Origin of the sequence: Paenibacillus oleatilyticus (assembly GCF_018998565.1) — a bacterium.
GTDB lineage: Bacteria > Bacillota > Bacilli > Paenibacillales > NBRC-103111 > Paenibacillus_G > Paenibacillus_G oleatilyticus.
Genome location: NZ_JAHNZO010000002.1, coordinates 353,818 through 377,098, shown reverse-complemented (window position 1 = coordinate 377,098; position 23,281 = coordinate 353,818). Strand labels below are relative to the sequence as shown.

At 52.2% G+C, this 23,281-nt stretch carries 17 protein-coding genes; 5 read left to right on the top strand and 12 right to left on the bottom strand.

Annotated features, from left to right (window positions below):
* Nucleotides 1-81: 81 nt before the first annotated feature.
* From KQX66_RS04895 to KQX66_RS04885, 3 genes are read left to right on the top strand one after another with little or no spacing between them, the layout of a single operon-like run.
* On the top strand, nt 82-6,141 hold the full coding sequence (locus tag KQX66_RS04895; RefSeq protein ID WP_216790435.1) for a CLIPPER-2 domain-containing protein: 6,060 nt from the start codon (nt 82-84) through the stop codon (nt 6,139-6,141).
* Nucleotides 6,138-7,571 (top strand): DUF11 domain-containing protein, encoded by a 1,434-nt coding sequence (locus KQX66_RS04890; RefSeq protein ID WP_216790432.1) that lies wholly within the window; start codon nt 6,138-6,140, stop codon nt 7,569-7,571. Before KQX66_RS04895 ends, KQX66_RS04890 begins: the two co-directional genes overlap by 4 nt.
* 45 nt (nt 7,572-7,616) lie before the next feature.
* Nucleotides 7,617-7,823 carry a hypothetical protein gene (locus KQX66_RS04885; RefSeq protein ID WP_216790430.1) on the top strand — a complete coding sequence of 69 codons (207 nt, stop codon included), beginning with the start codon at nt 7,617-7,619 and terminating at the stop codon, nt 7,821-7,823.
* A 227-nt stretch (nt 7,824-8,050) separates the two neighbouring features.
* On the opposite strand, the gene KQX66_RS04880 is transcribed toward KQX66_RS04885, so the two are convergent.
* Both KQX66_RS04880 and KQX66_RS04875 read right to left on the bottom strand, forming a co-directional pair.
* Nucleotides 8,051-8,707, bottom strand: a complete 657-nt coding sequence (locus KQX66_RS04880) for a helix-turn-helix transcriptional regulator (RefSeq protein WP_216790428.1) — start codon at nt 8,705-8,707, stop codon at nt 8,051-8,053.
* An 80-nt stretch (nt 8,708-8,787) separates the two neighbouring features.
* Nucleotides 8,788-9,963 (bottom strand): DUF4272 domain-containing protein, encoded by a 1,176-nt coding sequence (locus tag KQX66_RS04875; protein ID WP_216790425.1) that lies wholly within the window; start codon nt 9,961-9,963, stop codon nt 8,788-8,790.
* A gap of 166 nt (nt 9,964-10,129) precedes the next feature.
* On the opposite strand from KQX66_RS04875, the gene KQX66_RS04870 reads away from it, so the two are divergent.
* Nucleotides 10,130-10,921 carry a MerR family transcriptional regulator gene (locus KQX66_RS04870; RefSeq protein WP_216790422.1) on the top strand — a complete coding sequence of 264 codons (792 nt, stop codon included), beginning with the start codon at nt 10,130-10,132 and terminating at the stop codon, nt 10,919-10,921.
* Nucleotides 10,922-10,994: 73 nt separating this feature from the next.
* Nucleotides 10,995-12,083 (top strand): DUF418 domain-containing protein, encoded by a 1,089-nt coding sequence (locus KQX66_RS04865; protein ID WP_216790420.1) that lies wholly within the window; start codon nt 10,995-10,997, stop codon nt 12,081-12,083.
* Between the two features lie 150 nt (nt 12,084-12,233).
* Here the strand turns inward: KQX66_RS04865 and KQX66_RS04860 are convergent, their stop codons facing one another.
* From KQX66_RS04860 to KQX66_RS04815, 10 genes are all read right to left on the bottom strand, one after another.
* Nucleotides 12,234-12,686, bottom strand: coding sequence for a hypothetical protein (locus KQX66_RS04860; RefSeq protein WP_216790418.1), 453 nt, complete (start codon nt 12,684-12,686; stop codon nt 12,234-12,236).
* Nucleotides 12,687-12,709: 23 nt separating this feature from the next.
* The gene (locus tag KQX66_RS04855; protein ID WP_216790416.1) at nt 12,710-14,971 is read right to left on the bottom strand and encodes a hypothetical protein; all 2,262 of its coding nucleotides are present in this window, start codon (nt 14,969-14,971) and stop codon (nt 12,710-12,712) included.
* Nucleotides 14,972-15,143: 172 nt separating this feature from the next.
* Entirely contained in the window at nt 15,144-16,883 is a 1,740-nt protein-coding gene (gene ptsP, locus KQX66_RS04850; RefSeq protein ID WP_216790413.1) for a phosphoenolpyruvate--protein phosphotransferase, read from the bottom strand.
* Between the two features lie 39 nt (nt 16,884-16,922).
* Nucleotides 16,923-17,201 (bottom strand): HPr family phosphocarrier protein, encoded by a 279-nt coding sequence (locus KQX66_RS04845; RefSeq protein WP_216790411.1) that lies wholly within the window; start codon nt 17,199-17,201, stop codon nt 16,923-16,925.
* 14 nt (nt 17,202-17,215) lie between these two features.
* Nucleotides 17,216-17,668 carry a PTS sugar transporter subunit IIA gene (locus KQX66_RS04840; protein WP_216790409.1) on the bottom strand — a complete coding sequence of 151 codons (453 nt, stop codon included), beginning with the start codon at nt 17,666-17,668 and terminating at the stop codon, nt 17,216-17,218.
* Between the two features lie 12 nt (nt 17,669-17,680).
* Nucleotides 17,681-19,054, bottom strand: coding sequence for a PTS fructose transporter subunit IIC (locus KQX66_RS04835; RefSeq protein ID WP_216790407.1), 1,374 nt, complete (start codon nt 19,052-19,054; stop codon nt 17,681-17,683).
* Nucleotides 19,055-19,090: 36 nt separating this feature from the next.
* On the bottom strand, nt 19,091-20,029 hold the full coding sequence (gene pfkB, locus KQX66_RS04830) for a 1-phosphofructokinase (protein WP_216790404.1): 939 nt from the start codon (nt 20,027-20,029) through the stop codon (nt 19,091-19,093).
* Nucleotides 20,026-20,811, bottom strand: a complete 786-nt coding sequence (locus tag KQX66_RS04825) for a DeoR/GlpR family DNA-binding transcription regulator (RefSeq protein WP_216790401.1) — start codon at nt 20,809-20,811, stop codon at nt 20,026-20,028. The genes pfkB and KQX66_RS04825 overlap by 4 nt, the downstream gene beginning before the upstream one ends.
* A 182-nt stretch (nt 20,812-20,993) precedes the next feature.
* Nucleotides 20,994-22,193, bottom strand: a complete 1,200-nt coding sequence (locus KQX66_RS04820; protein WP_216790398.1) for a Ger(x)C family spore germination protein — start codon at nt 22,191-22,193, stop codon at nt 20,994-20,996.
* Nucleotides 22,180-23,274: a GerAB/ArcD/ProY family transporter gene (locus KQX66_RS04815; RefSeq protein ID WP_216790395.1), complete on the bottom strand. Its 1,095-nt coding sequence runs from the start codon at nt 23,272-23,274 to the stop codon at nt 22,180-22,182. The genes KQX66_RS04820 and KQX66_RS04815 overlap by 14 nt, the downstream gene beginning before the upstream one ends.
* Between the last annotated feature and the right edge of the window lie 7 nt (nt 23,275-23,281).

Below are 23,281 nucleotides of genomic sequence, written 5' to 3'. Positions count from 1 at the left end.
GTTCGCGCTACATTCAATGCAACCGGGGCTATAACGTTTACCGGTAACACGCTCGGGCTAAGCAGGTCCGATGTCGCTGGAGTGCCGGGAACTCAGGACAGTATCGGGGCATTTGTTACGACGAACACGGCCGTCGCCTACGGAACTTACCCTAACGGCACGACAAGCGCTTATCAGAGCAACAGCTCGGCAGCTATACTGAACCTTCCTGCCGGCAGTACCGTGCTGTATGCAGAACTGATTTGGGGCGGCACATATATCAACGGCAACGTAAATCTGACTTCCGCCATCAACAATCCGGTCACATTGATTACACCCGCCGGGAGTTTCAGCGTTACTCCGGATTCCGCAACAAGCAACCAAGTCGATCTGGGGAACGGAGCGTCTGCTTATGTCCGCTCCTCTAATGTCACCACGCTCGTTCAGCAAGGTGGAGCAGGCACGTATACGACCGGCGGCGTCGTCGGAACCATCGTAATTCCCGGAGATTCGACAGCGAACCACGCCGGTTGGACATTGGGTGTTATTTACCAGAATCCGTCGCTTCCGTTCCGCAATATGTCCATTCGCGCCGGAGCCGTTCTGGTGCAAGCTTCTTCCGGCCCCGTCCTAACGACGTTAACCGGATTTGCTACGCCGATATCCGGAGCGCTCGGAGGCCGCGCTTTATTCAGCGCGCAAGAAGGCGACGCTAACCGCAGCGGCGATCAGGCCTTATTCGGGCCCGCTTCGTCCTCTCTATCCGCCCTGTCCGGTCCTAACAACTTTGCCAACAACTTTTTCGCTTCGCAAATCAATAATGATTCCGGCCAGTTGGATACGACAGGGACGTTCGGTACCCGGAATCAGACGAACGGAGCTCCGGGAAGCAATATTGTCGGAGGGCGCCAAGGCTGGGATATTACGAATGTCGATATTTCCGCCAGACTTGTAAACAACCAGTCTTCAGCCGTCTTAAGCCTGACGACTTCAGGAGACGCCTACGTCGTCAACGGCAATGCCATTCAAGTCGATATCAACGCGCCGAAAATCAATGTCGTCAAAAGCGCCAACGTCTCCGGAGCTATCGTAGGAGATACGATTACGTATACGGCTGTCATCAGCAATACCGGTACTGCCAACGCGGCGAGCGTCGTCTTGTCCGATGCGCTTCCTACGGGACTGACTTTCGTTACTGGGAGCGTTACGGTGGGTGGAGCGACTCAGTCCACGTATGACATTACGGCAGGCGCCCCGCTCGGTTCGTTGAACTTCGGCAGCTCGATTACCGTGACGTACCGGGCCCGAGTCACTTCGCTGCCCGGCACCCAGCAGCTCGTCAACACGGCCAATGCAGCTTTTACATTCCAAAGCGTAGCCGGCGGGTCGACCATCAGCGGTGTTATTCCGTCCAACTCGGTAACCATCACCGTCTACTCTCCTATCCTGACGATTACCAAAACAGGAAGCACAGCCAACGCGACGGTCGGAAATCCGGTTACCTATACTTTGCAGATCGCCAATACCGGGAACATCGGAGCCGCAACGACCATTACCGATAATATTCCTGCCGGCAGCTCGTTCGTTGCAGGAAGCTTCCGGGTGAATGGCGTCGTCGTGCCGGGGGCGAATCCGGCTACGGGAGTCGCTATCGGCACCATTGCCGCGGGCGGAACGTCGACCGTTACTTTTCAGGTCCTGGTGAACTCGCTGCCATCTCCTCCACAGCTTGTTGATCAGGCGACGGCCGCGTATACCTACAGCCCGCCGGACGGGCGCACGGTAAGCGGATCGGCGTCATCCAATACACTCACGATTCCTGTCCGGCTGCCAAGCGCAACCGTCGTGAAAAGTGTCGGCAATACGGATGCTTCGGTTGGCGATACGCTGACCTACACCTCCGTTATTACTAATAACGGGCTCGAATCAATATCGAATGTCGTGCTGACCGATGCCATACCTTCGGGAACTGCGTTTGTGGCAGGAAGCGTAACGGTTGGCGGAGCCGGCAAGTCTTCGGCCAATCCCGCCAGCGGTATTGCGGTAGGAACGATACCGGCAGGAAGCTCCTCGGCCGTAACCTTTCAAGTGACGGTCAGCTCGCTTCCCAATCCTGCCCAACTGCTGAACCAATCGTCCGTATCGTATAGTTCGGGTACTTTTACCGGATTGTCTTTATCCAATATCACAACCACTCCCGTTTATGTGCCGATCCTGGGGATCAGCAAAAGCGCCAACTTGAACCATGCGACGGTTGGCGATACGATTACCTACACGGCGGTAGTGAGTAACACGGGCAATATTGGCGCTTCCGTCACTTTAACCGATCCGGTTCCGGCCGGAACATCGTTCGTTCCCAACAGTGTGACCGTGAACGGCACGGCACAGCCCGGCGCTTCTCCTGTCAGCGGCATCGCTTTGGGGACGGTTGCCGCAGGCGCCACGGTGACGGTAACGTTTCAGTTTCTCTTAAATTCGCTCCCCTCCCCCGCTTTTGTCACGAATACAGCGTCGGGAAGCTATACATATCGGATGCCGAGCGGACGGAGCTTATCCGGCGCCAGCAGCTCCAATACAATAAGCATTCCGGCCTCGGCACCCAATGTAGCCGTCACTAAGACAGTCAACGTTACGGCCGCGGCCGTCAATGATCTGCTGACCTATACGGTTGTCGTGGCCAACAACGGTTTTGAAGCCGTCAATAATGTAGTCGTATCGGACCCCATCCCGTCCGGAGCCGTCTTTGTAGCAGGCAGCGTAACGATTAACGGGACCCCTGCAACGGCAGCCAATCCCGCTTCAGGCATCTCGATCGGTACAATGAACGCGGGTAGTGCAGTAACCATCACCTTCCAAGTCGCGGTCGTTTCGCTTCCTGATCCGGCCCAGCTTAGCAATCGAGCCAGCGTCGGGTTTACATCCGGCGCTTTGTCGGGCAATTCGCTGTCGAACACAGTCGTCACCCCGGTGTATCAGCCGATCTTCACGGTCGTGAAAAGCGCAAGCACCTCCAATGCCACGGTCGGAGATACGTTTAATTATTCGATTCAGATCAGCAATTCAGGCAATATTGCCGCCAATGTCAATTTGACCGACAACATTCCGGACGGCGCAGCCTTTGCCGCAAACAGTGTGCTCATCGACAATACGCCGCTGCCAGGAGTCAGTCCGGTGACGGGTATTCCTGTCGGATCGGTTGCTCCCGGAGCTACGGTAACCGTGAGCTTCGTCGTTACGATCACATCGCTGCCCGCTTCGCGGCAGTTGGTGAATCAGGCGTCGGCGGCTTATTCGTTCACTTTGCCGGATACGAGACAACTTAATGGCACAAAAACTTCCAATAGCGTAACCATCCCCGTATCCTCGCCTAACGTCAGTGTAACCAAGAGCGCAAGCGCCGCTAATGTGGTTACCGGCGATACGCTGACCTTTACTTCCATTGTAACGAACAACGGGATTACCAACGTCAATAACGTCATTTTCAGCGATTCCCTTCCCGGGAATACGAGCTTTATCACCGGAAGCGTATTTGTGAATGGCTCCTCCAGGCCAAACGCAGATCCGTCCGCCGGCATCCCAATCGGTACCCTGGCTCCTGGCGCGGCGGTTACCATAACATTCGAGGTGAAGATTACCATGCCGATTCCTTCGCAGATCAGCAACCAATCGAAGGTAAGTTTTACGTCCGGTACGTTTTCAGGCTCTTCTTCATCCAACGTAACGGTGACACCGGTCACTCAACCGCAGATTACTCTTGCGAAAAGCGCAAGCACCAGCAACGCAACGATTGGCGATACGATTACGTATACCGTGAATGTCAGCAACTCCGGCAACTTGCCCGCTGTCGTCACTTTAACCGACACGGTGCCTGACGGAACGACCTTCAGCCCGAACAGCGTCATTGTCGGCGGTGTTCCACAGCCGGGAAGCTCGCCAGCTACGGGCATTAATGTAGGCACGGTGGCGCCCGGCGCCAGCGTCATCGTCACATTCGTTTTTGTCGTTACTTCCTTGCCTGCACCTCAGCAAATCAGCAATCAGGCGTCCGCCACGTATACTTACACGCCTCCTGACGGACGTACCCTAACCGGCTCGGCCGTATCCAACATCGTTACGTTTCCAGTGTCGGCCACAAATGTATCTGTTGCCAAAAGCACGCCGACAACAGCCGCCGCCGTTGGCGATACGATCACGTACACTGTAACGGTAAGCAACGGCGGGATTGAGGCGGTCAGCAATGTGCTGCTGAGCGATAAGGTTCCTTCCGGCGCGGCGTTCGTCCCGGGGAGCGTAACGATTAACGGGGTTCCTTCATCCTTGGATCCCAATGCAGGTATTGCTCTGGGCTCCATCGCACCTTCCGCCTCCGTCACGGTCACCTTCAATATTACGGTCACGGCCATCCCGGAAACAGGTCAACTGAGCAATCAGGCGGCAGTCAGCTTCACATCCGGCGCCTTCTCGGGGACTGCCTTCTCCAATACGACTTTAACGCCAGTATTTCAACCCATCATTGCGGTCGCCAAGAGCGCAAGTACAAGCAACGCCACCTTAGGCGATACGGTAACCTATACGTTGATTGTCAATAACACGGGAAATTATCCCGCCCAGATCACATTGACGGATACGATCCCTGCCGGTACGACTTTCGTTCCCAACAGCGTCATTATCAACGGCTCCTCTGCCGCCGGCGCCGATCCGTCCGTGGGCATCAATGCGGGCAGCATCGCAGGCGGAGCGACGACCACCGTGATGTTTTCCGTCGTTATCGACACCTTGCCGACACCTCAGCAATTGGTAAACCAGGGATCTGCTGCCTATACGTTCACACTGCCGAACGGGACGGTACATAACGGGTCGGCTCTTTCCAACACGGTCACAATTCCTTTATCCGCCCCGAATGTTACCGTCGTCAAGAGCACTCCGACAACGGCAACTTATGTGGGCGACGTTCTCGTCTATAGCACGGCGATCACGAACGCCGGCATTGAAACGGTAAATAATGTCGTCTTTACGGACCCCTTGCCTGCCGGTACGGCTTTAGTCCCCGGGTCGGTTACGGTGGACTCTGTGGCCCGTCCGGATGCCAATCCGGCCACAGGAATCACGATCGGCTCCATCGCGCCGGGAGTTACCGTTACCGTCGCATTTAGCGCAAATGTAACTTCACTGCCTACGCCTGCCGTTTTAAATAATCAATCTTCCGTCAGCTTTACATCAGGTGCTTTCTCTGCGGTCACCTTCTCCAACACCGTATCGACACCGGTTTATCAAGCGATCTTCAATGCAGCCAAAAGCGCCAATACGGTGAATGCCACGGTCGGAGATACCGTCGTTTATACGATCCAGCTAAACAATACGGGCAACATCGGAGCCTCCGTCACGCTGAGCGACACGATTCCGGTCGGTACGACATTAGTTCCTAACAGCGTGCTTCTAAATGGAAGTCCGGTGCCCGGAGCCGATCCTTCGGCAGGCATACCGCTGGGTATCATTACGGCCAGCGCGACGGTTACCTTCTCCGTCGTCATCGATTCCTTGCCGCCAAGCCAGCAGCTTTCGAATCAGGCTTCGGGCACCTATACCTTCACCATACCGGACGGACGTTCGTCCAGCGGAACATGGGCGATCGTGCCCAACAGCTTGCTGATTAACGGCGTTCCGCAGCCGGGAGTCGATCCCAGCACAGGCATTCCGCTTGGGAACGTACCAGCCGGCGCTACCGTCAACGTGACCGTGACGCTCGAGGTTACGGTAGATTCATTGCCGTCGCCTCAACAGCTTGTGAACCAGGCAACGGCTTCCTACACGTATTCGCCGCCGGATGGTCGTCTCTTGACGGGATCTGTCAATTCCAACGTGCTCGTCATCCCGGTCTCCGCTCCGGATGTATCGGTTGTCAAGAGCACGAATGCCGTCGATGCCGTCGTTGGAGATGTGATTACTTATACGATTGTCGTGACCAACAACGGCATAGAGCCGGTCAATAACGTCGTACTGATCGACCCTATTCCGGCAGGTACCGTCTTCGTCGACGGCAGCGTCGTCGTAGACGGCGTATCCCGGCCTGCAGCCCATCCTAATACGGGAATACCGATAGGAACAATAGCTAACGGCGCCTCCTCCACCGTCACCTTCAATGTACAGGTAACCACGATATGACACCCGACACGATAACGAACCGACTGCTGCAAAACCAATCGCTGGTTCGTTTTCATACTGCGGGAGCGGAGCAAGTGGCCTATTCCAACACGGTTGTCACTCCGCTAGTCGGCCCCATTTTGACGCTGAATAAATCTGCCTTGGCTGCGGAAGCTTCGCTCGGGCAAATCATTACCTACCGTATTACGCTAACCAATACCGGCAATAAATCCGCTCAGGTAACGCTAGTTGATGCTCTGCCCGCAGGAACCTCCTTTATTGCTAACAGTGTGCTGCTCGACGGTGTGCCGATGCCGGGGATTGACCCGGTATCGGGCATTCCTCTCGGTACCGTTCAGGTCCAAAGGCTTGCCGAGATTGTGTTTCAAGTCATCGTTATTTCGATTCCCGCGGGTTTGCAGCTAAGGAATCAAGCTGAAGCCCGCTATACCTTTTTGACGGAAGAAGGAAGAGTAGTTTCGGGCAGCGCGATGTCCAATTATGTAACCATTCCGGTCAAATCGTATCTGCTCTCCTCTTTTCTCCGAGCAAGTACGGAGTACACATTTATAGGGGATAACGTGACATACGGGATCACTTTAATTAACGAAGGCAATGAAACGATCCAGGACCTGCTGGTTCGAATGCCGCTGCCTCCGGGAGCCCAGTGGGTTCCCGGAAGCGTCGTGCTTGACGATATCCATGCTCCCTCATTGGATCCGACAGCGGGCATTCCGATCGGCGCCCTTGCGCCAGGGGCTTTCCTGCACATTTCGTTCCGCCTGCATGTCATAGAAATGCCATCCGATTCGCAGATTGTCAGTCAAGCCGATATTCAATATACCGTAGGCGAACAATCCCTAACCGCGCAAACAAATACCGTCAAGCTACAGGTATTCGATCCGGGCTTATCCGTCATCAGCTCAGTCAATGATGACCGTGCAACGCTCGGTGACACGTTAAAGTATGAAATCATCGTGAGCAATAACGGTACCTTAGCCGTGGAGGCCGTGCTGTCCTTAGTGATCCCCAAGGAAACTTTATTCGTCTGGGACAGCATTTACGTAAACGGGACACACCTCATGGGAGCAAAACCTTCAGACAGCATACGTCTCGGCGTGATTAAAGCCGGTTCGCAAGCGTTGGTAGCGTTCGAAGTAAGCATTCCCCACATCACGACAACGTTCATACCCATTATTCAATACGCGGCTAACGTCCATTTTACATTTCGGCTCCCGGACGGACGGTTAGTTCAGAAAACAGCCGTTTCCAATACGTCGGAAACCGAGCTTGTCTTCCCTTTAATTCAGCTGCAGGCCAGTGTAGATCCGAACGAACTCGAGATGGGGGATACGGCGGAATGTCGGGTGGAGGTCACCAATAAAGGGAATTGGCCCGCCGAGATTAAACTTACGGAGCTCATTCCGCAAGGAGCGCTCTATGTGGACTGAAGTCCGCGAAAGACTGTCGCAATCGCAACGGAAGTTTCTCCGGGAATGAACGCAGGCATTTCGCTTGGAACGCTTGCTCCCGGCAGTTCGATTGCTGCATTTTACAAAATTAGAGTAATTGAGGATAATCGTTACCATCGTCTTCAGCATGTTATCGTGGCCCAATACCGGTATGAATTGAACGGCCGGTTATATACTGGCGAGGCGCGCTCCAATGGGGTGACGATCGTTGTTTACCCGATGGATGAATAATGCTTTTCCAAAACAACAAAACCTCCCGTCTCGCTTTCGCCAAGCGGGATGGGAGGTTTTGAAATAACGATTTAATTTGTCTCATGGAGCTGCCCGGAATGAATGGCCGTTTGTTCAATGATGTCCTGAATGATTTGCTGAATGACTTTGGCATTCTCCTCAATAAATCCTGGATCAAGCAGTTCATGGTGATCGCCGATCAGTCGAAGGGTTGGCGGACAATGGTTCTATTCCGGCTTAATCCAATACACACAGCGGCTGTCGCCTTTTAAGATATGCTCGCCTCTTGTGATCTCAATCCCCTCGCCAAGGATGCGTTGGAACATGTCCAATTCCTTCTTGCAAAGTCCGGAGCATGCTTTCGCCGCCTCGCAAATCGGGCAATGCTTCTCTACAAGGCAAAAGGAGCCGTCGGAGTTCTCGATCAGATCGGCCATATATCCTTCTGCCGTTCGCGATTCCGCAAGAGTCTTTAATTTTTCCTTGAGCGGCAGACTCTCCGGCACTTTGTTCCGGTAGTCCTCCAGTTGTTTACGGTTACGAATTTCCAGCAGTTTCTCCAGGCCTTCGTCTCCGAACGCTTCATTCATCGATTCGATCAAACTGACTGTAAGATCGGCGTACCCGTCAGGAAACAGCCGATTGGCCTCGGAAGTAAGCGTCCACATCTTCGCAGGCCGCCCCATCGTCCTCGATTCTTCCTTGAAGGTGACCAGCCTTTGCTCCTGCAGATCATATAAGTGCTGCCGTACCGCCATCGCGGTAACCCCAAGCTGGCTGGCCAAGCTTAAAGCGTCCATGGAGCCGTTGTGTTTGAGCAATTTCACAATGGCTCTTCGTGTTCTTTCGGCACCTGCTTTTGCGTGGGAATTCGCTTTTTCCATTCCATTCACCTTTAATCTGCTCTCTAAAGCAGAACGTGATCTGCCAAAAAAGAGCAGTCCCCTATACCGTCATTTTGATTCTAGGTATCCATCGAAATATGATCCCATTCTTCATTGCGGTGACCTATGATCCAGAACAATCCCCGGCGTCTTTCCAAGACGACGCTTTCGTTCATACCGGCCGGAGCTTCCTCCCCTTGGATTCGGCTGTTGACGCACGCCCAGTGAAGCCGATAAATTTTGTCAGCCTCATCCATAACCTCTTCCTCGCTGCGCATTGCGGTTTTGAGAACGAATTGTTCGAACGTTTCGCAGCTGGAGACGACCTCAATCGCATAGTCACAGTCGCACACTTGATCGGGGAAATCAAGCGTCTCCACAAGTCCTAGCGCCCAAATAAGCACCCAGTACGCTTCGTATTGCCAGGAAATATTAATCGCCTCTTCCCTTGCCGGCTCATCATCCTGCAATAGCTTTCTTTCGTTCTCCGTGAGGTACTCTTCCACGCCGAATTTTTGCAGCATGCCGGTGAAAAAGTCTCTCGATCCGTGAATATCTTCGCCTTGCGCCACGTCACAAGCGAATTGGATGACGATCAATAAGGAGACCGCTCTTCTTGCGATGTCTTCCTTTGTTTTAAACCGGCATTGTCCCAAGGGCGGAAGCTGCGGAAGTCCGTGAATAAACGGAATCTCTCTTTCGCTTAAGTAGGCGATGGTCTTGTTTTTTCGTTGTTCGCCTTCCTCGGATGTGATTTCAGGGCCAAGTACCTTTCTGGTGCAGGCGTGAGGCCTGAAGTTAGACGGGCCCGACGTACCGTCGGGATACACAATCACCTCTCCCGCTTGATCAAGCAAAATTCCGTTCGGCAAAAAGCCGATGCCTCCAATTCGCGACAGCAGCCCCGTGAATAATTGCTGCTGCCCGTCGGTCATGTCCTTCTCCGTTTCGATCGCAAGCATCGTATTTAAGACGGATATTTGCGTCATGACCAGTCCTTTGAGGTTTTCGTCTTCAAACGGAATGCGATCGTAGAACCCCATCATCCCGGGAATATTGTTCGCGAAATAATCGGGATTCGTATCCTCGGACGCGACTCTTACTGTTATTTTATGTTTGCTGAAAAGCGTTTTGGACTTGAGAAAATAATCATTTTCGTCTCTCTTGATTTCGTAACCTTTTGCAAATACGTCCGATATCGTAGTTTCGATATCATCAATGTCGTTCCTGGATGCGAATATCGTGAAGTGTTTCAAGGTGTGTTCCTCCCCAAATCCATCTTTTGCCTATGTTTGAATTTACTCTATAAGAGCGTCGAGTTCAATAGATATTAACGATTATTTTAGTTTAAACACTTGACCTTAGGTCTGACCTAAGGTGTATCGTTAAGCTATTCCAAGCCTCATCTTAGGAGTGAACTTGATGAAAAGTGAAATTACGATTAGTGAATTGGCCAAGCTTATGAACGTGTCTGTTCATCAAATTCGTTATTTTGAAGAGAAAGGCGTCCTTCAACCTGCTTATACGGATCATAATCAGTACAGAATGTACGGCATGGATCAAATTTATCAGCTAGCGCATATTCTGTTGCTCCGCAAGCTGCAAGTACCTGTTCAGTCCATCAAAGATTGCATGACTTCCTATTCCGCGGATCAATATCGCCAGCTTCTTCATCATTCTCTGCGGGAAGTCGATGCGGAGCTGCTGCGGCTCCAAGAGCTTCAACAGTTTATCAAAAAAATTTTGCACGAACAACAGAGCTTCAGCTCGCAGCCCAATCCGTACCAAATCAAGCGGCGTGATACTACTTATCTGGCACGTTGGATTGAAATGGATTCGCACACGAAGCTTCATGCCGCACGGTTGGCTGAACAGACGAAGCGTGTTCCGAACTTGTTCGAATCGGACATTCATTATGTATACGACGGTTCGAGCACCGTTACCTTATACCTGGAAGCGCAGGCGCCTGGCGATTTGTCGTTACCTGAGGGCGATTATCTTTCCATACAGAGCCTTGTGAATGAAGAAGAAGATCTTGAACCGTTGATCGAACAGTTTTACGGCTATGCCGCTGCGCAATCTCATGTCATCACAGGTCCTCTGATCCTTGTTGAAAAATCTTATTTATCCCTATTTAGCCAAAGCAAGCTGCACTACGAGCTGCAAGCCTTGATCGAACCGGCTGCAAAATCCGAAAGGAGGCATGGAACATGACGGCAGCACCTACAACGCTTGAACTGAAGCTTTAAACGGATCAGCGTAAAGTGTCAAAGGGAGATGATGCGGTATGAGTCAATCTATAAGTCAAGCGAAAGAACGGATAACCGCCCTTGATTTTGCAAGAGCATTGGCGATCTTCGGAATGATTATCGTGAACTATAAGCTTGCGATGCAGACGGAGAATGGCGGACCGGCATGGCTGCAATCTATAGCGGGTTTGTTTGAAGGAAGAGCATCCGCACTGTTTGTCGTACTGGCCGGCATCGGGGTGTCATTAATGACCTCAAAAGCGCGAAATTCAATGAGCGAGGAGCTCATTCGTCAAACCCGGAACAGCTTGTACCGGCGAGCCGTTTTCCTGTTTGTAGCCGGCGTGATTTTATTGTTAATGGGCTGGAGCGCCGACATTTTGCATTATTATGCCGTGTTCATGCTAGTCGCTGCTGTCTTGATCACCGTATCCGACAATAAAATACTCGGGCTGTTCTTGATGATTCTGTTAACATCGCAGTTATTTTTAGTCGTATTCGATTACACCCAAGGGTGGGACTCGAGTTTTAAGCAATATATGGGCTTTTGGACGATAGAAGGATTCACCCGCAATCTGTTATTTAACGGATTCCATCCTGTCTTTCCCTGGCTGAGCTTCTTCCTCATCGGCTTGTGGATTGGCAGAAAGCGTTGGCTGAATAAACAAAACCGATCGAAGGTACTGCTCTATTCGCTGTCGGGAACGATTGTTTTTGAAACGATTTCTTTTGTTTTGGTCCAATGGAAAACGCCTGCATTCGGTAAGGCGGCCTATTATCTTTTTGGGACTAAACCGATGCCGCCCAACATGCTGTATGTATTATCCGGCATATGTTCAGCTTTGGCCGTTATTGCGATCTGTGTTTATATCGTGGAAATATTTGAGAATTCCCTTCTGACACAGGCGGTGATCCATACCGGCCAATTATCGTTAACCCATTATATCGGGCACATTGTGATCGGATTAGGTCTGCTTGAGACCATAGGTTATTTGGAAAATGGCAAACTTTCTATCGCCATGACATATGGGATCGTTTATTTCATGCTCTCCATCGTTTTTTCGACGGTGTGGAGAAGATGGATGAATCGAGGTCCTATTGAGCTGATCATGAGAAAATTTTGCTGAGGCGGTCGCAAGGAATCATGGATTGGAACTGTTTGGATCGAATTTCGATTTTAACAACGTTACGATACTAAAAATCCTCCTTACCCCATTATGGGATAGGAGGATTTTTTATTCATTATTAGGGGACAGTACAAAAGTTGGAGAACGATGTCAATTCAAAATCGTATCAATATGCGGAACCAAGGTTGTCAGAACCCATCTGCTTCTTCGGGGATCATTTTGTATGAAGCCGCCGAATTCTACCTTTTCTTCCGACACGGCCGCCATCGTGCCGTTCGGCGCGTTTTCATACATTTCTCGGCCGATGCGCTGAGATGAGGCTCCCTTCGGATCAAAGTGTCCGGCCTTTTTCCATCGATGGAAAGTATCCTCTCCCTGCTGCAAATACGCAATAAGATTGTTCGCGACCGTTTTCTTAACCTGGCACTTCTCCCATTTTAGCTTATTTGCCAAGTCCGTCAAATCTGACGGATCGGGAGCGTTCTTGGACTTATCGATCCATCTATATTGCTCGTAAGCCTTAAGAGTCAGATCCGAATTGATTTGTTTTTCCTTATAAAGCTCAAAATGATACGTCGGATTTCTTTGCTCAAATTCCTTCAAGGCGCTTTCCAGATGCCCGCCGCTTACTCCGCTGTTAACGAAGCTTTCGGATCGGGCGCTTGGACGGAAATCAAGTGCTGAATGAGCTCTGCCGTAATGTCCGTATCTGTTACGCCGCTGTGCTTTTGCTGTATTTTGGGGAAGCCCTTCGGATCGGAAGTATACTTATACAGAAGTGCAGCCGATTCAAGCTCGTCCCGCAGGCGGAGAAGCATAGATGCCTGCTGCGGCGGCAGGCCCGTTACCTTCTGGTCCACATACGATTTCATCTCGGTAATGTAGCTTTCTACATTTGTCGGATCTACGGTCAGCTTCTGAAGCACCCTGCGCAAATCGTATACCGCGCCGGCGTACTCGTTGCTTTTTTCGACCTGCTGTTTGTTTAGATTCGTCAGCTTTTTCCCTTGGGTGCCAGCCTCTTTCTGGTATTTGCTTACCAGCGCAGGCAGATTTACCGGCTTATCATTGCTGATCTGCAGCTCGGAACCGAACAACTGCTTCGCCTCGCCGAGCAAGACCTTCCAATTGGCGGCGTTGCCGGAAACCGCTTGGTCCAGCGCATTCAAAAATTGCTCTTTTTGCTGGGCCTGATCCCTCTTCTTTGTCGTGTCGTTCCAATTTTTATAAGCGCCCTCCTTCAGGTTTTGCAGTCCTCTGACACGGTCAGCCATGACCGCCATATGCTCGAATAATGCCGGGGAAAAATCGCTGGTCTTCAACAAGCTTAACTGGCGGCAGCCGGCCTCCAATTCAATGCAAAAACGACTCACGAAGTCTTCCTTATTGAATATTTGCGCAGCATCAAAGGTAATGCTGATTGATGTATTTGGCGTGATCTGGATATGATCGGCGGAGGCAATCTCGCAAGTAACCAAATATTTGTTCGTGGTTGCTGTATTTTTATTTACGATTTCGAACTCCGCTTTTTTCTTGTTCGTTGTCTTCGCCGCTTTCAGCTCCCATGGCGTACCCTCAAGCACTTTATCATTTACTTCTTGCTCGCTTGCATATAAAGCTTCAATGGTTTTTGGGGGGCTGGATGGCACTCTTCCGTTTCTTCCGCCTGGTGCGACCGCCGGCGCGTTGTTCAACCGGTGAGCCATGTGCCCGGCTATACTTTCCGCCGCTTCATCCAAAGGAGGCAAATGGGTATCCTCCTTGGGGATATACGTGGAAATAAACGCCTCCCCCGCTTGATCTACGCGGACAATGGTCGCGTGCGAATCAAACGTGAAATGGACGGAATAGCCGCTATTGAACTGATTCCGTTCGATTTTGTCGGCATAGCCTTTCTCAATGGTCAGCCGGGCCCATTTCAAATACGTATCGATATCCGGATTGGTGAAAGGGTGCTTCTCGGCATGGGACAGCGCGGCTGGATCGCTTTCGAATTTTAGCGCACTTGCCGCCGCCTTGAGCTTTTTTTCCGTTTCCCCCTTGTTCTCCGGGTCCAGTCCAGGCACGCTCTGTTTGGACTGCGTATCCTTTAAAGCGCCTGCGCGCGCTGCATAGTTCTGTTCTACGACATGGTCAGCCAGCGTCCCATCCGGATTGTTCGCGATGTAGAAGCTGTAATGGTTGGCGAGCAGCCGGGCATCGGTAACGTCCGGACGGGCGGCTGCATAATCGAGCGCTTTTATTTTTAAGGTCATCTTTTCTTTGTCGTTAACGATATCGAACAGGCGCATCCGGTCCTCCAGCGGAGTAGACGAGCCGGACAGCATGGTGCTGACTTTGGTTCCATTGCTCATTAACGCAAGCAGTTCGTCGACCTCCGTCATCAGATGATGTTGAAAGCGCAGCCGTTCGCCGCCGGATTTGACCAGTTCGTGCTGATGGCCGATTTTTGCCGGATCGCCTTCCGCCTCCTTGCTGGAGTCGACAAGCTTTTGCAGCAGATCTAGAGTGAGATCTTTATTTCCTAACTCCTCCAGCTTCAAATAATGCATGGTCAAGGAGTTGTTCATGACGATCAATTCGTTCTGTACGGTAAACTGATGATTTCCCGACGCAAACTTGGCGTCCAAGTACGATTTCCATTCCGCAGCATTATCCGCGCTCATGTTCAGGACAGGATCGGTAAATTTTCGCTGTGCGACAGCAACGGCAGCCGACTTGAACTGACGGACCAGCCGGGTCACGGCCCGGTTCCCCACTTGCTTCTGCATCTGCAACAGAGCGCCCGCCGAGACGGGAGCTGACGGCTGCGAGTGCGTATTCCGCACCTCCGAACGGACTGCTCCGGCTGCGCTTGATCCCGCTTGTTTATGTATAAGCCGCCACATGGACTTCTCCTCCAGAACGTAGTTATGCTCATAATTCGCCATATTTCGACGAATCCCTTTATTTTCCTGTCGGAGAAGGTTCATCCACTATCAGATGGAGAGTTATTTCGAAATTCAAAAAAAAATAGACTGCCGAAACAGTCTACCAATGGATATCATTCATTTAAGCGAGTCACACGCCTGCCTCGATCTGCCGATGGAAGGCTTCCAGCGCTTGTCTTACCTCGGCGGCCGTATCCAGCGACAATACGCGCTCTGCCAAGGCGGCACACTCGCTTCGATTCACATGGACGATCACCTTTTTCACCTTGGAAAGCGAAGATGCGGACATGCTCCATTCGTGAAGACCCAAACCGACCAATAGAGGGGCGGCAAGCGGGTCGCCGGCCATCGTTCCGCACATCCCTGTCCATTTGCCGTGACGGACCGACGCATCGATAACCTGTTTCACCAATCTTAGGACGGCCGGATGGAAGTAGTCGTACAAATGGGAGACCTTTTCGTTCATGCGATCGACGGCAACCGTATACTGCACCAAATCGTTCGTTCCGATGCTGAAAAAATCAACTTCCTTAGCAAAGCTGTCGGCCATCAGAGCCGCGGACGGAATTTCGATCATGATCCCAAGCTCTACCGAATCGGCGAACGGCTTGCCTTCCTGACGAAGCTGTTCGCATGCCTGCTCGTAAATCGCTTTCGCCTCGCGCCATTCCTCCAGCCCCGAAATCATCGGAAACATAATCTTGACGGTTCCATGAACGCCGGCTCTGGCGATCGCTTTAAGCTGGGTAAGAAGCAGCTCTCTTCTATCCAAGCCGATCCGGATCGCCCGATAGCCGAGAAAAGGGTTCATCTCCTTCGGCAGCTCCAGGTAAGGAAGCTCCTTATCTCCTCCGATATCCAGCGTACGAATGACGACGGGACGGCCCCGCATCGCTTCGGCCACGGCCGAATACGCTTGATATTGGGTTTCTTCATCGGGCAGTTGAGATTGTCCCATGAACAAAAATTCCGTCCGGTACAGCCCCACCGCTTCGGCTCCGTGCTCCAACAAGGACAACGATTCCTCTACCGTTCCGATATTCGCAGCCAGCTCCACTCGAAAGCCATCCTTCGTGACAGCCGCACGATTCGCGTAGGCCTTTAGATCGGCCCATTCCGATTCCTCCCGCTGCTGCTGCTCCCGAAACGTTTCGATCGTTGCCGCAGACGGGCTCACGATGCAATCCCCCACGGAGCCGTCGATAATAAGCTCGTCGCCGTGATCGATGGCTTCCATCCCGTCTCCGATCCCCAAGACGGCCGAGATGCCTAGCGAGTTGGCCAAAATCGCCGTATGCGACGTCTTGCCCCCTATTCGTGTAACAAACCCGAGCACCAGGTTTTTATCCAATTGGACCGTATCCGAAGGGGTCAGATCGTCCGCGACCAGAATGACCTGCTCCCGAATGTCCGAGAGCCGGGTGCCTTGATGATCCGACAATTGGGCGAACAGCCGGTTGCCCACATCGCGAACGTCGGCCGCTCTTTCCCGCATGTACTCGTTTGCCATACTCTCGAATAAGCCCGCGACCTGAGTCACGACTTTGTGAACCGCCGTCTCGGCCGTCCATTGCTCCCGCGCGATCAGATCTTCCATCGGCGGATAAAAGACCGGGTCCGACAAGAAGCTAAGCTGCCCCTTCAAGATCATCGCCTTATCTTCTCCTAGCGTGCTTTGCGCGCGATCAATCAGCGCTTGAAGCTGCTCCGAGCATTTCGCTTTGGCTTGTTGAAGCCGCTGCAATTCCAAGCCGCTATCATCGGTTTTCCTGCTCTCGATATCCGTCAGCCTGACAGGCGAGTAGACGAAAGCTTTCCCGATTCTCACCCCGGCCGATACGCCAAGTCCCTTCAGCTTTTTTTCCGCCATCGATTGTCTCTCCATTCCCTGGCTCTTTGTTCTGCGATGTTAACCTTCCCCAAAGCCACTCTCTACCAATTCGACTAGCGAATCAAGCGCCTCCCGCTCATCCGGTCCATCCGCCGCAAGGGTAACGACCGAGCCTTTCTCCAATCCCAAGGTCATCAGACCCAGGATGCTTTTCCCATCCGCTTCCGCCGTACCGGATTCCTTGTGGAAGTTCACGGTAATTTTCGATTGAAATATCGTCGCTTTCTCCGTAAAGAGCTGGGCAGGCCGAATATGAAATCCGGATGCGTTCCGGATCGTAACCTCTTTCGTTATCATACGCTTGTCTCCTCCTAGATGGTTTGCAATAGGTCGATCAATTGCTGTGGCTCTGTCACGTTCAACAAGCTTTGACGGAACTGTTCGTCAATTAGCTTCCGGGAAAGCGCGATCAAGATCTGCAAATGCTCATTGCCCGCCGCTTCCTCCGGAACGGCGATCATAAACACGATCGATACCGGATTTCCGTCCAGAGACTGCCAATCGAGCGGCTGCGTCAGCTTGGCAAAAGCCAGTCCGGCTTTGCTTACGCCGCCAGACTTTCCGTGCGGAATGGCGACGCCAAAACCGATTCCTGTCGATCCCGTCTCTTCCCGCTTCATCACAGCGTCCAAATAAGCGGACTTGTCGCGGAGGCATCCCGCGGCTTCGAGTCCGTCAATCATCGCCCGGATACAGCTTTCCTTGTCGGATGCTTCCAGCGGAATCATAATGCTTTGTTCCTGCAAAAGTGCTTGAATATTCATACGTTCATCCTCCTATTTCAAAACAGGTTTTTTTAATACATTCAATACGATCGCCGTAACGATGGTTCCTGCGACGATCGCTGCGGCATACAAGGCCAGGTGGCTCACCGCGTTCGGAATCGGCAAGACGAAGATGCCGCCGTGAGGCGCACGAAGCGTCGCGCCGAAAAGCATTGATAGAGCGCCCGTTAAAGCGGAGCCGACCATAATCGAAGGAATGACGCGGAACGGATCACTTGCCGCAAACGGAATGGCACCTTCGGTAATGAACGAAATTCCCAGTACGGAGGCTGCCTTGCCGGCATCCCGCTCTTCCTTGGTATATTTCTTCGGAGCGAGCAGCGTCGCCAACCATAATCCGAGCGGAGGCGTCATCCCGGCGGCCATGACGGCGGCCATTGGCCCGTATACATCGCTGGCCAATAAACCTACGGAAAACGTATACGCCGCTTTATTCACCGGTCCGCCCATATCGAAGGCCATCATGAGTCCAAGCAAACCGCCAAGTAAGACGGCGTTGGTCGATCCGAGCGATTTCAGCCATTCCGTCAAGCCGTCCATGATCGTCTTCACAGGCTCCCCGATGACATAGATCATCAGAAGTCCGGTTATGCCGGTCGCCAGAAGCGGAATAAGCAAAATCGGCTTTAAGCCTTCCAAATTTCTGGGCAGCTTGATATAGTCCTTTAACCACTTCGCTACATAACCGGCCAAAAATCCGGCAATGATGCCGCCAAGGAACCCTGCCCCGATTTTGGAGGCCAGCATGCCGCCTACGAGACCAGGAGCAAGACCCGGCTTTTCCGCAATCGAGAAGGCAATGAATCCGGCCAATATCGGAACCATGAGCGCGAACGCCGCTCCGCCCCCGATATCCATTAACGCGGCGGCCAGTGTGCCTTTCTCTTTAAACGCCTCGATGCCGAACACAAAGGAAAGGGCAATCAGCAGTCCGCCTGCCACAACCAAAGGAAGCATATTGGATACGCCGGTCATCAAATGCTTATACGCCCCGGTCCGGGAAGCGCTGCGCTGCGCCTTCGATTGCTCCACCTGCTCCCGGTAATCTGCGGCGGGTGCGGCTTGTTTGTTCAACGCTTCGTCAATAAGCCCGGCCGGATCTTTAATAGCCTGGGCTACCGGCACTTTGACAACAGGTTTGCCCGCAAAACGGGATTCCAATACGTCCGTGTCAGCCGCTACAATGATCGCATGCGCCTCGGCAATCTCCTCCGGGGAGAGCTCGTTCTCGACGCCGACGGCTCCTCTCGTCTCTACCTTCATCGGAACCTGCTTCTCTCTTGCCGCTTTGGCTAAGGATTCGGCAGCCATGTACGTATGCGCTACCCCCGTCGGACAAGCGGTCACAGCCAAAATCTTTTTCATGTGGAGCGCCTCCTCAACTCATGATCGCAAATGAAATTATAAGGGCCATATCGTCACCTTGCTTACCTTCTCTTCCACTTCGGCAAGCGTACAAACTTCCGTTCCCGGCTTGGAAGCGGTCACCGTTCCCGCCGCCGATGTCCACCGGGCCATCTCCTCCAGCGACTTCCCTTCCAGCAGGCAGTACACCAAAGCGGCCACCATGGAATCGCCGGCGCCGACCGTGCTCAGAGGCACAATCGGAAACGGCTTGGCGCGCACCGCTTCCGTTTCGCTGACCAGAATCGACCCTTCGGCTCCTAAAGAAACAGCTACATAAGCGATACCTTTGCCTGTGAGCCTTCTTGCAGCGGAAACAATCTCCGTGTCGCTTCGGAAGGTTTCTTTAAAAAGCGCTTCCAACTCGTGAATGTTAGGTTTGATCGCATACGGAACGGCTTCAATCCCGTGCACGAACGGCTCTCCGTCGGCATCCAGCACTGTCCGGGCTCCGGCGCAATTCGCAATCTCGATTAACGTCTTGTACGTATCGTCCGGCGCTCCGGGCGGCAAGCTGCCCCCCAACACGACAATCGAAACGTTGCGGACCGCTTCGGTATACCTCTCGATAAACTCGTGCAGTGCTTTCCGGCCAACCGTAAAGCCCGCTTCGTTAAGCTCGGTCGTTTCTTGGGTGCATTCGACGTATACTTTCAGATTGGTTCTGGTCTCGCCTTCCGTCTCGATAAAATAGCTGGGGATGCCCAGACCGGTAAGCTGTTCGGTAACGATCTTTCCCTGGTGGCCGGCCGTCAGCCCCCATGATGCCACGTCGACGGAAAAATGCTTGAGCGCTTTGGCGACGTTGATTCCTTTGCCGCCGGCGTCCGTTCTCCACGCTTTAATCCGATTTAATCCGCCGCTCACGAACTCTTCAATCGTTACGGTTTTGTCCAAAGCCGGATTGAGGGTGACGGTAAGAACTTTAGAGCTCATGCCCTCTCGCCCCCCACATGGACAATCGTCACCGACAGGCCAGCCGCCTCCAGCTCCTCCCGCGCATTGTCCGGCAATCCGTCGTCGGTGATCCAGTGGTCAATCTCCGGAAGTCCGGCCACTTTGGCAAACGATACTTTCCCGAATTTGCTGTGATCCGCAAGCAAAATCACCTGTTTGGCCGAGCGAAGAATACTTTGCTTCGCCGAAGCTTCCAATATATTCGGCGTCGTCAGCCCGATCACCGGGTCCAGCCCGTTTGTTGCCAGAAAGGCTTTGTCCACATAGACCGCTTTCAAAGCTTTCTCCGTCAACGGCCCGACCATCGCGAGCGTTTCATGACGAAGCGACCCGCCGGTTAGCACGAGATCCACACCCGGATGCGTGAGCAGCTCTTGCGCGGCCATGACCGAATTGGTCACCACGGTTAATTGCTTGAAAGCTTTTAGTTCCTTGGCCAAATAATAAGTTGTCGTGCCGGAATCCAGAACAATCGTATCCCCTTCCTGGATCATGGCCGCGGCGGCTTTGGCGATCGCCTCCTTCTGTGCCCGGTAGCTGTCTTCCTTCTCGATGAACGGTGGCTCCGAATTATCGTTTACCAGCGCTACTGCTCCCCCATGCGTGCGGCGAAGCTGGCTGCTCTCCTCCAGAATCTTCAGATCCCTGCGGACGGTCGATTCGGATACTTGAAACTGCTGTGCCAGTTCCTGAACCGAAGCCCGTTCCCGCGTTTGAACATAATCGGCGATTTTCTGCTGACGCTCTTCCTCAAACAGCATTCGTGTCCCTCCCCCTACGCTGCCTTCACATGCTCATATTTGACTGATAATTCATCGATGTTTCTCATTTATGATTGTATATGATTATTTATGATTTGTACAGCGCTTACTTTTGTCTAAATTATTAATTATCAGTCGCAAATGAGCATCAATGTGCAAAGGCAGCAAAAATGCCGTTCCCTTCATCCCCCCTTGCTTCCTCTGGTTCCAAATTCGACGATTCGGGCATTCACTTTAACCTCGATCGAAGCTTCGCTAAACGTAGAATCCCAGTTCTCTTTCACTTTGTTCCATACCTGAGGATATTCGACTTGCAGCCGTTTCCCGAACCCGGCGGCATCCAGCCTCAGTTTCTTTTGCATTTTGACCAGCACTTTTTTAAGCGAAGACTTGATCGACGCTTCTGCCGCCCGCTCCGCCCTGGCGATAAATTCTTCGTTAAAAGCATCGTCCGAATCGACCCAATCTTCCCGCAGCCTTCCTTCCGTCTTAATCTCCACCTGAAAGGAGATTCGCCCGTCCTTGTGCCTGGGCTTGATGCTTCTTGTGAACTTGCGGACCTCATAGACGATCTTTTCCCCGCTGATCGGGTCCGTTCCTTCGATAATTCCCGTTCTCTTCCTCTCCCCCTTCAGCCAGTTCAAGCCGACCGTCTCTTCCTCATCCAACCAACCGGCCATTCTGGCATCCTTTCCCCGGATCACGGCGGCCCCGGACAGCGTCGTTTCTTCTCGCGCTGCAGTTACCCATTGAATGACGAAATTTTCTTTTTTCGTTAAATTTTCGGACAGATCTCCAAGCTTCATGATCGGAGGGATACGCAGCGTCTTGCGGAAGCCTTCTACAAGTCCCCTTATATTCAAAGCCGGGTTCGCCACGATGCCTTTCTTTTCTAACACGGTTCTTGTTTTTCCCTCGCATACCAATACACGAATCGACCGTCTCGCCTCCGGGTTTCGCAGCAAGAAGTTGATGATATCTCTCAAATCAAAGCTGCGTGCCACCTCTTCGCTAATGAGAATAACTCTCAGATGCTCATAACTGGGAGTGCGGGACAAGCGCGTTGATAAACCGTTAATGTTGTCAAATACGACCCTTCCTTCGCTAAAGATGTTTATATAATCCTTTTGTGCTGAAACCCCCTCTTTTGCGGAAAATTGCTTTGGCACGGCAAAATGATGCGTCATGGCGATTCGCTCAACCTTGCCTTGTTTACCTTTGGGCATCCCATTCTCTTGATTCGTTGCTTCATGAGCGGGCATGTCAAAGCCGATACCAAGCACGATCCCTACGTCCTCGATCTCTACCCGGTCCCAGCAGCCTGTCATGGACAACAGAAACAGACTAGCCGAAAGCACGCGTAAGCTTCTAGCCGTTCGCATGGCCTTTCCTCCTCAGCTTGACGAAAATCCAGAAGTAGATCGGCATGATCGCAATAATGAACAAGGCAAAATTATTAAGAAAACCGCCGAAGCTCAGTACGTCGTTTAATTTTTTCGGGAATATGGCAATGATATAAATCACCGGGAACAGGAGGTAAATAAAGATCCGGAAATTCCTCCTGAACAAATGCCCGAGCCCGAGGCTTGCCACATAATAGTACGGAACAAAAGTCGCATACATCGAGATGACCCAAAGCACGGAGAACAACGACTCGAACCGCTCGAAAAATCCTCCCGGCAATTCGATGTCCTTGGCTACCGACATGGTTGGCCAGGTCAGCGTCTTAACTTCGTCTACCGTGAGCGTTCCGATTGAAATTAAAACGGTTAACGTATACAGAGGAATCACGATGCCGATGCCTGTCAGCATGGATTTTACGGCGTCCCGGGGCTTCTTCATAAACGCGCTTAAAACCAGCATAATCTCGAAGCCGCTGTAAGCGAAAGTCGAAGAGGCTATTCCTTTCCATACCGGCATAAATCCTTCCCCCAGCACCGGCCTGATATTGTCCAGTTCGAACTCCTTAAAGCTGAACGCGATCAGCGTAACGAGGATGATTAAGATCACGGGAAAAAATAGCTCGATCAAGCGCGCAATCGGGTTAATTCCTCCTATGGCGAGATAAACCCCAACCATCATAAAGACAATGATGATAAACGAAATCGGGGTTTTATCCAGCAAATACATGCGGATCACCTCGCCCATGACACGAGCCAAATACCCGGCAGATATCGTAAAATAAGCGCTCAGCAGGACAATATGAACCGCGCCTATCACCTTGCCGAACACCGTTTGGCTGAATTCGAAAAACGTTTGTTTGGGAAAACGCTGGTTTAGTTTGATGATGACATACCCGGCCAGTAAAGCGAGGAAACCGCCAATCAGAACGGAAATCCATCCGTCCGGCGTCCCCACCTCCTTCGCCATAATCTGCGGCAAAAACAGAATCCCTGTCCCAATCATGCTTTTCGATACGATAAATGAAGCTTGCAACGATGTAATTTCATCTTTACGACTCATGATGGTG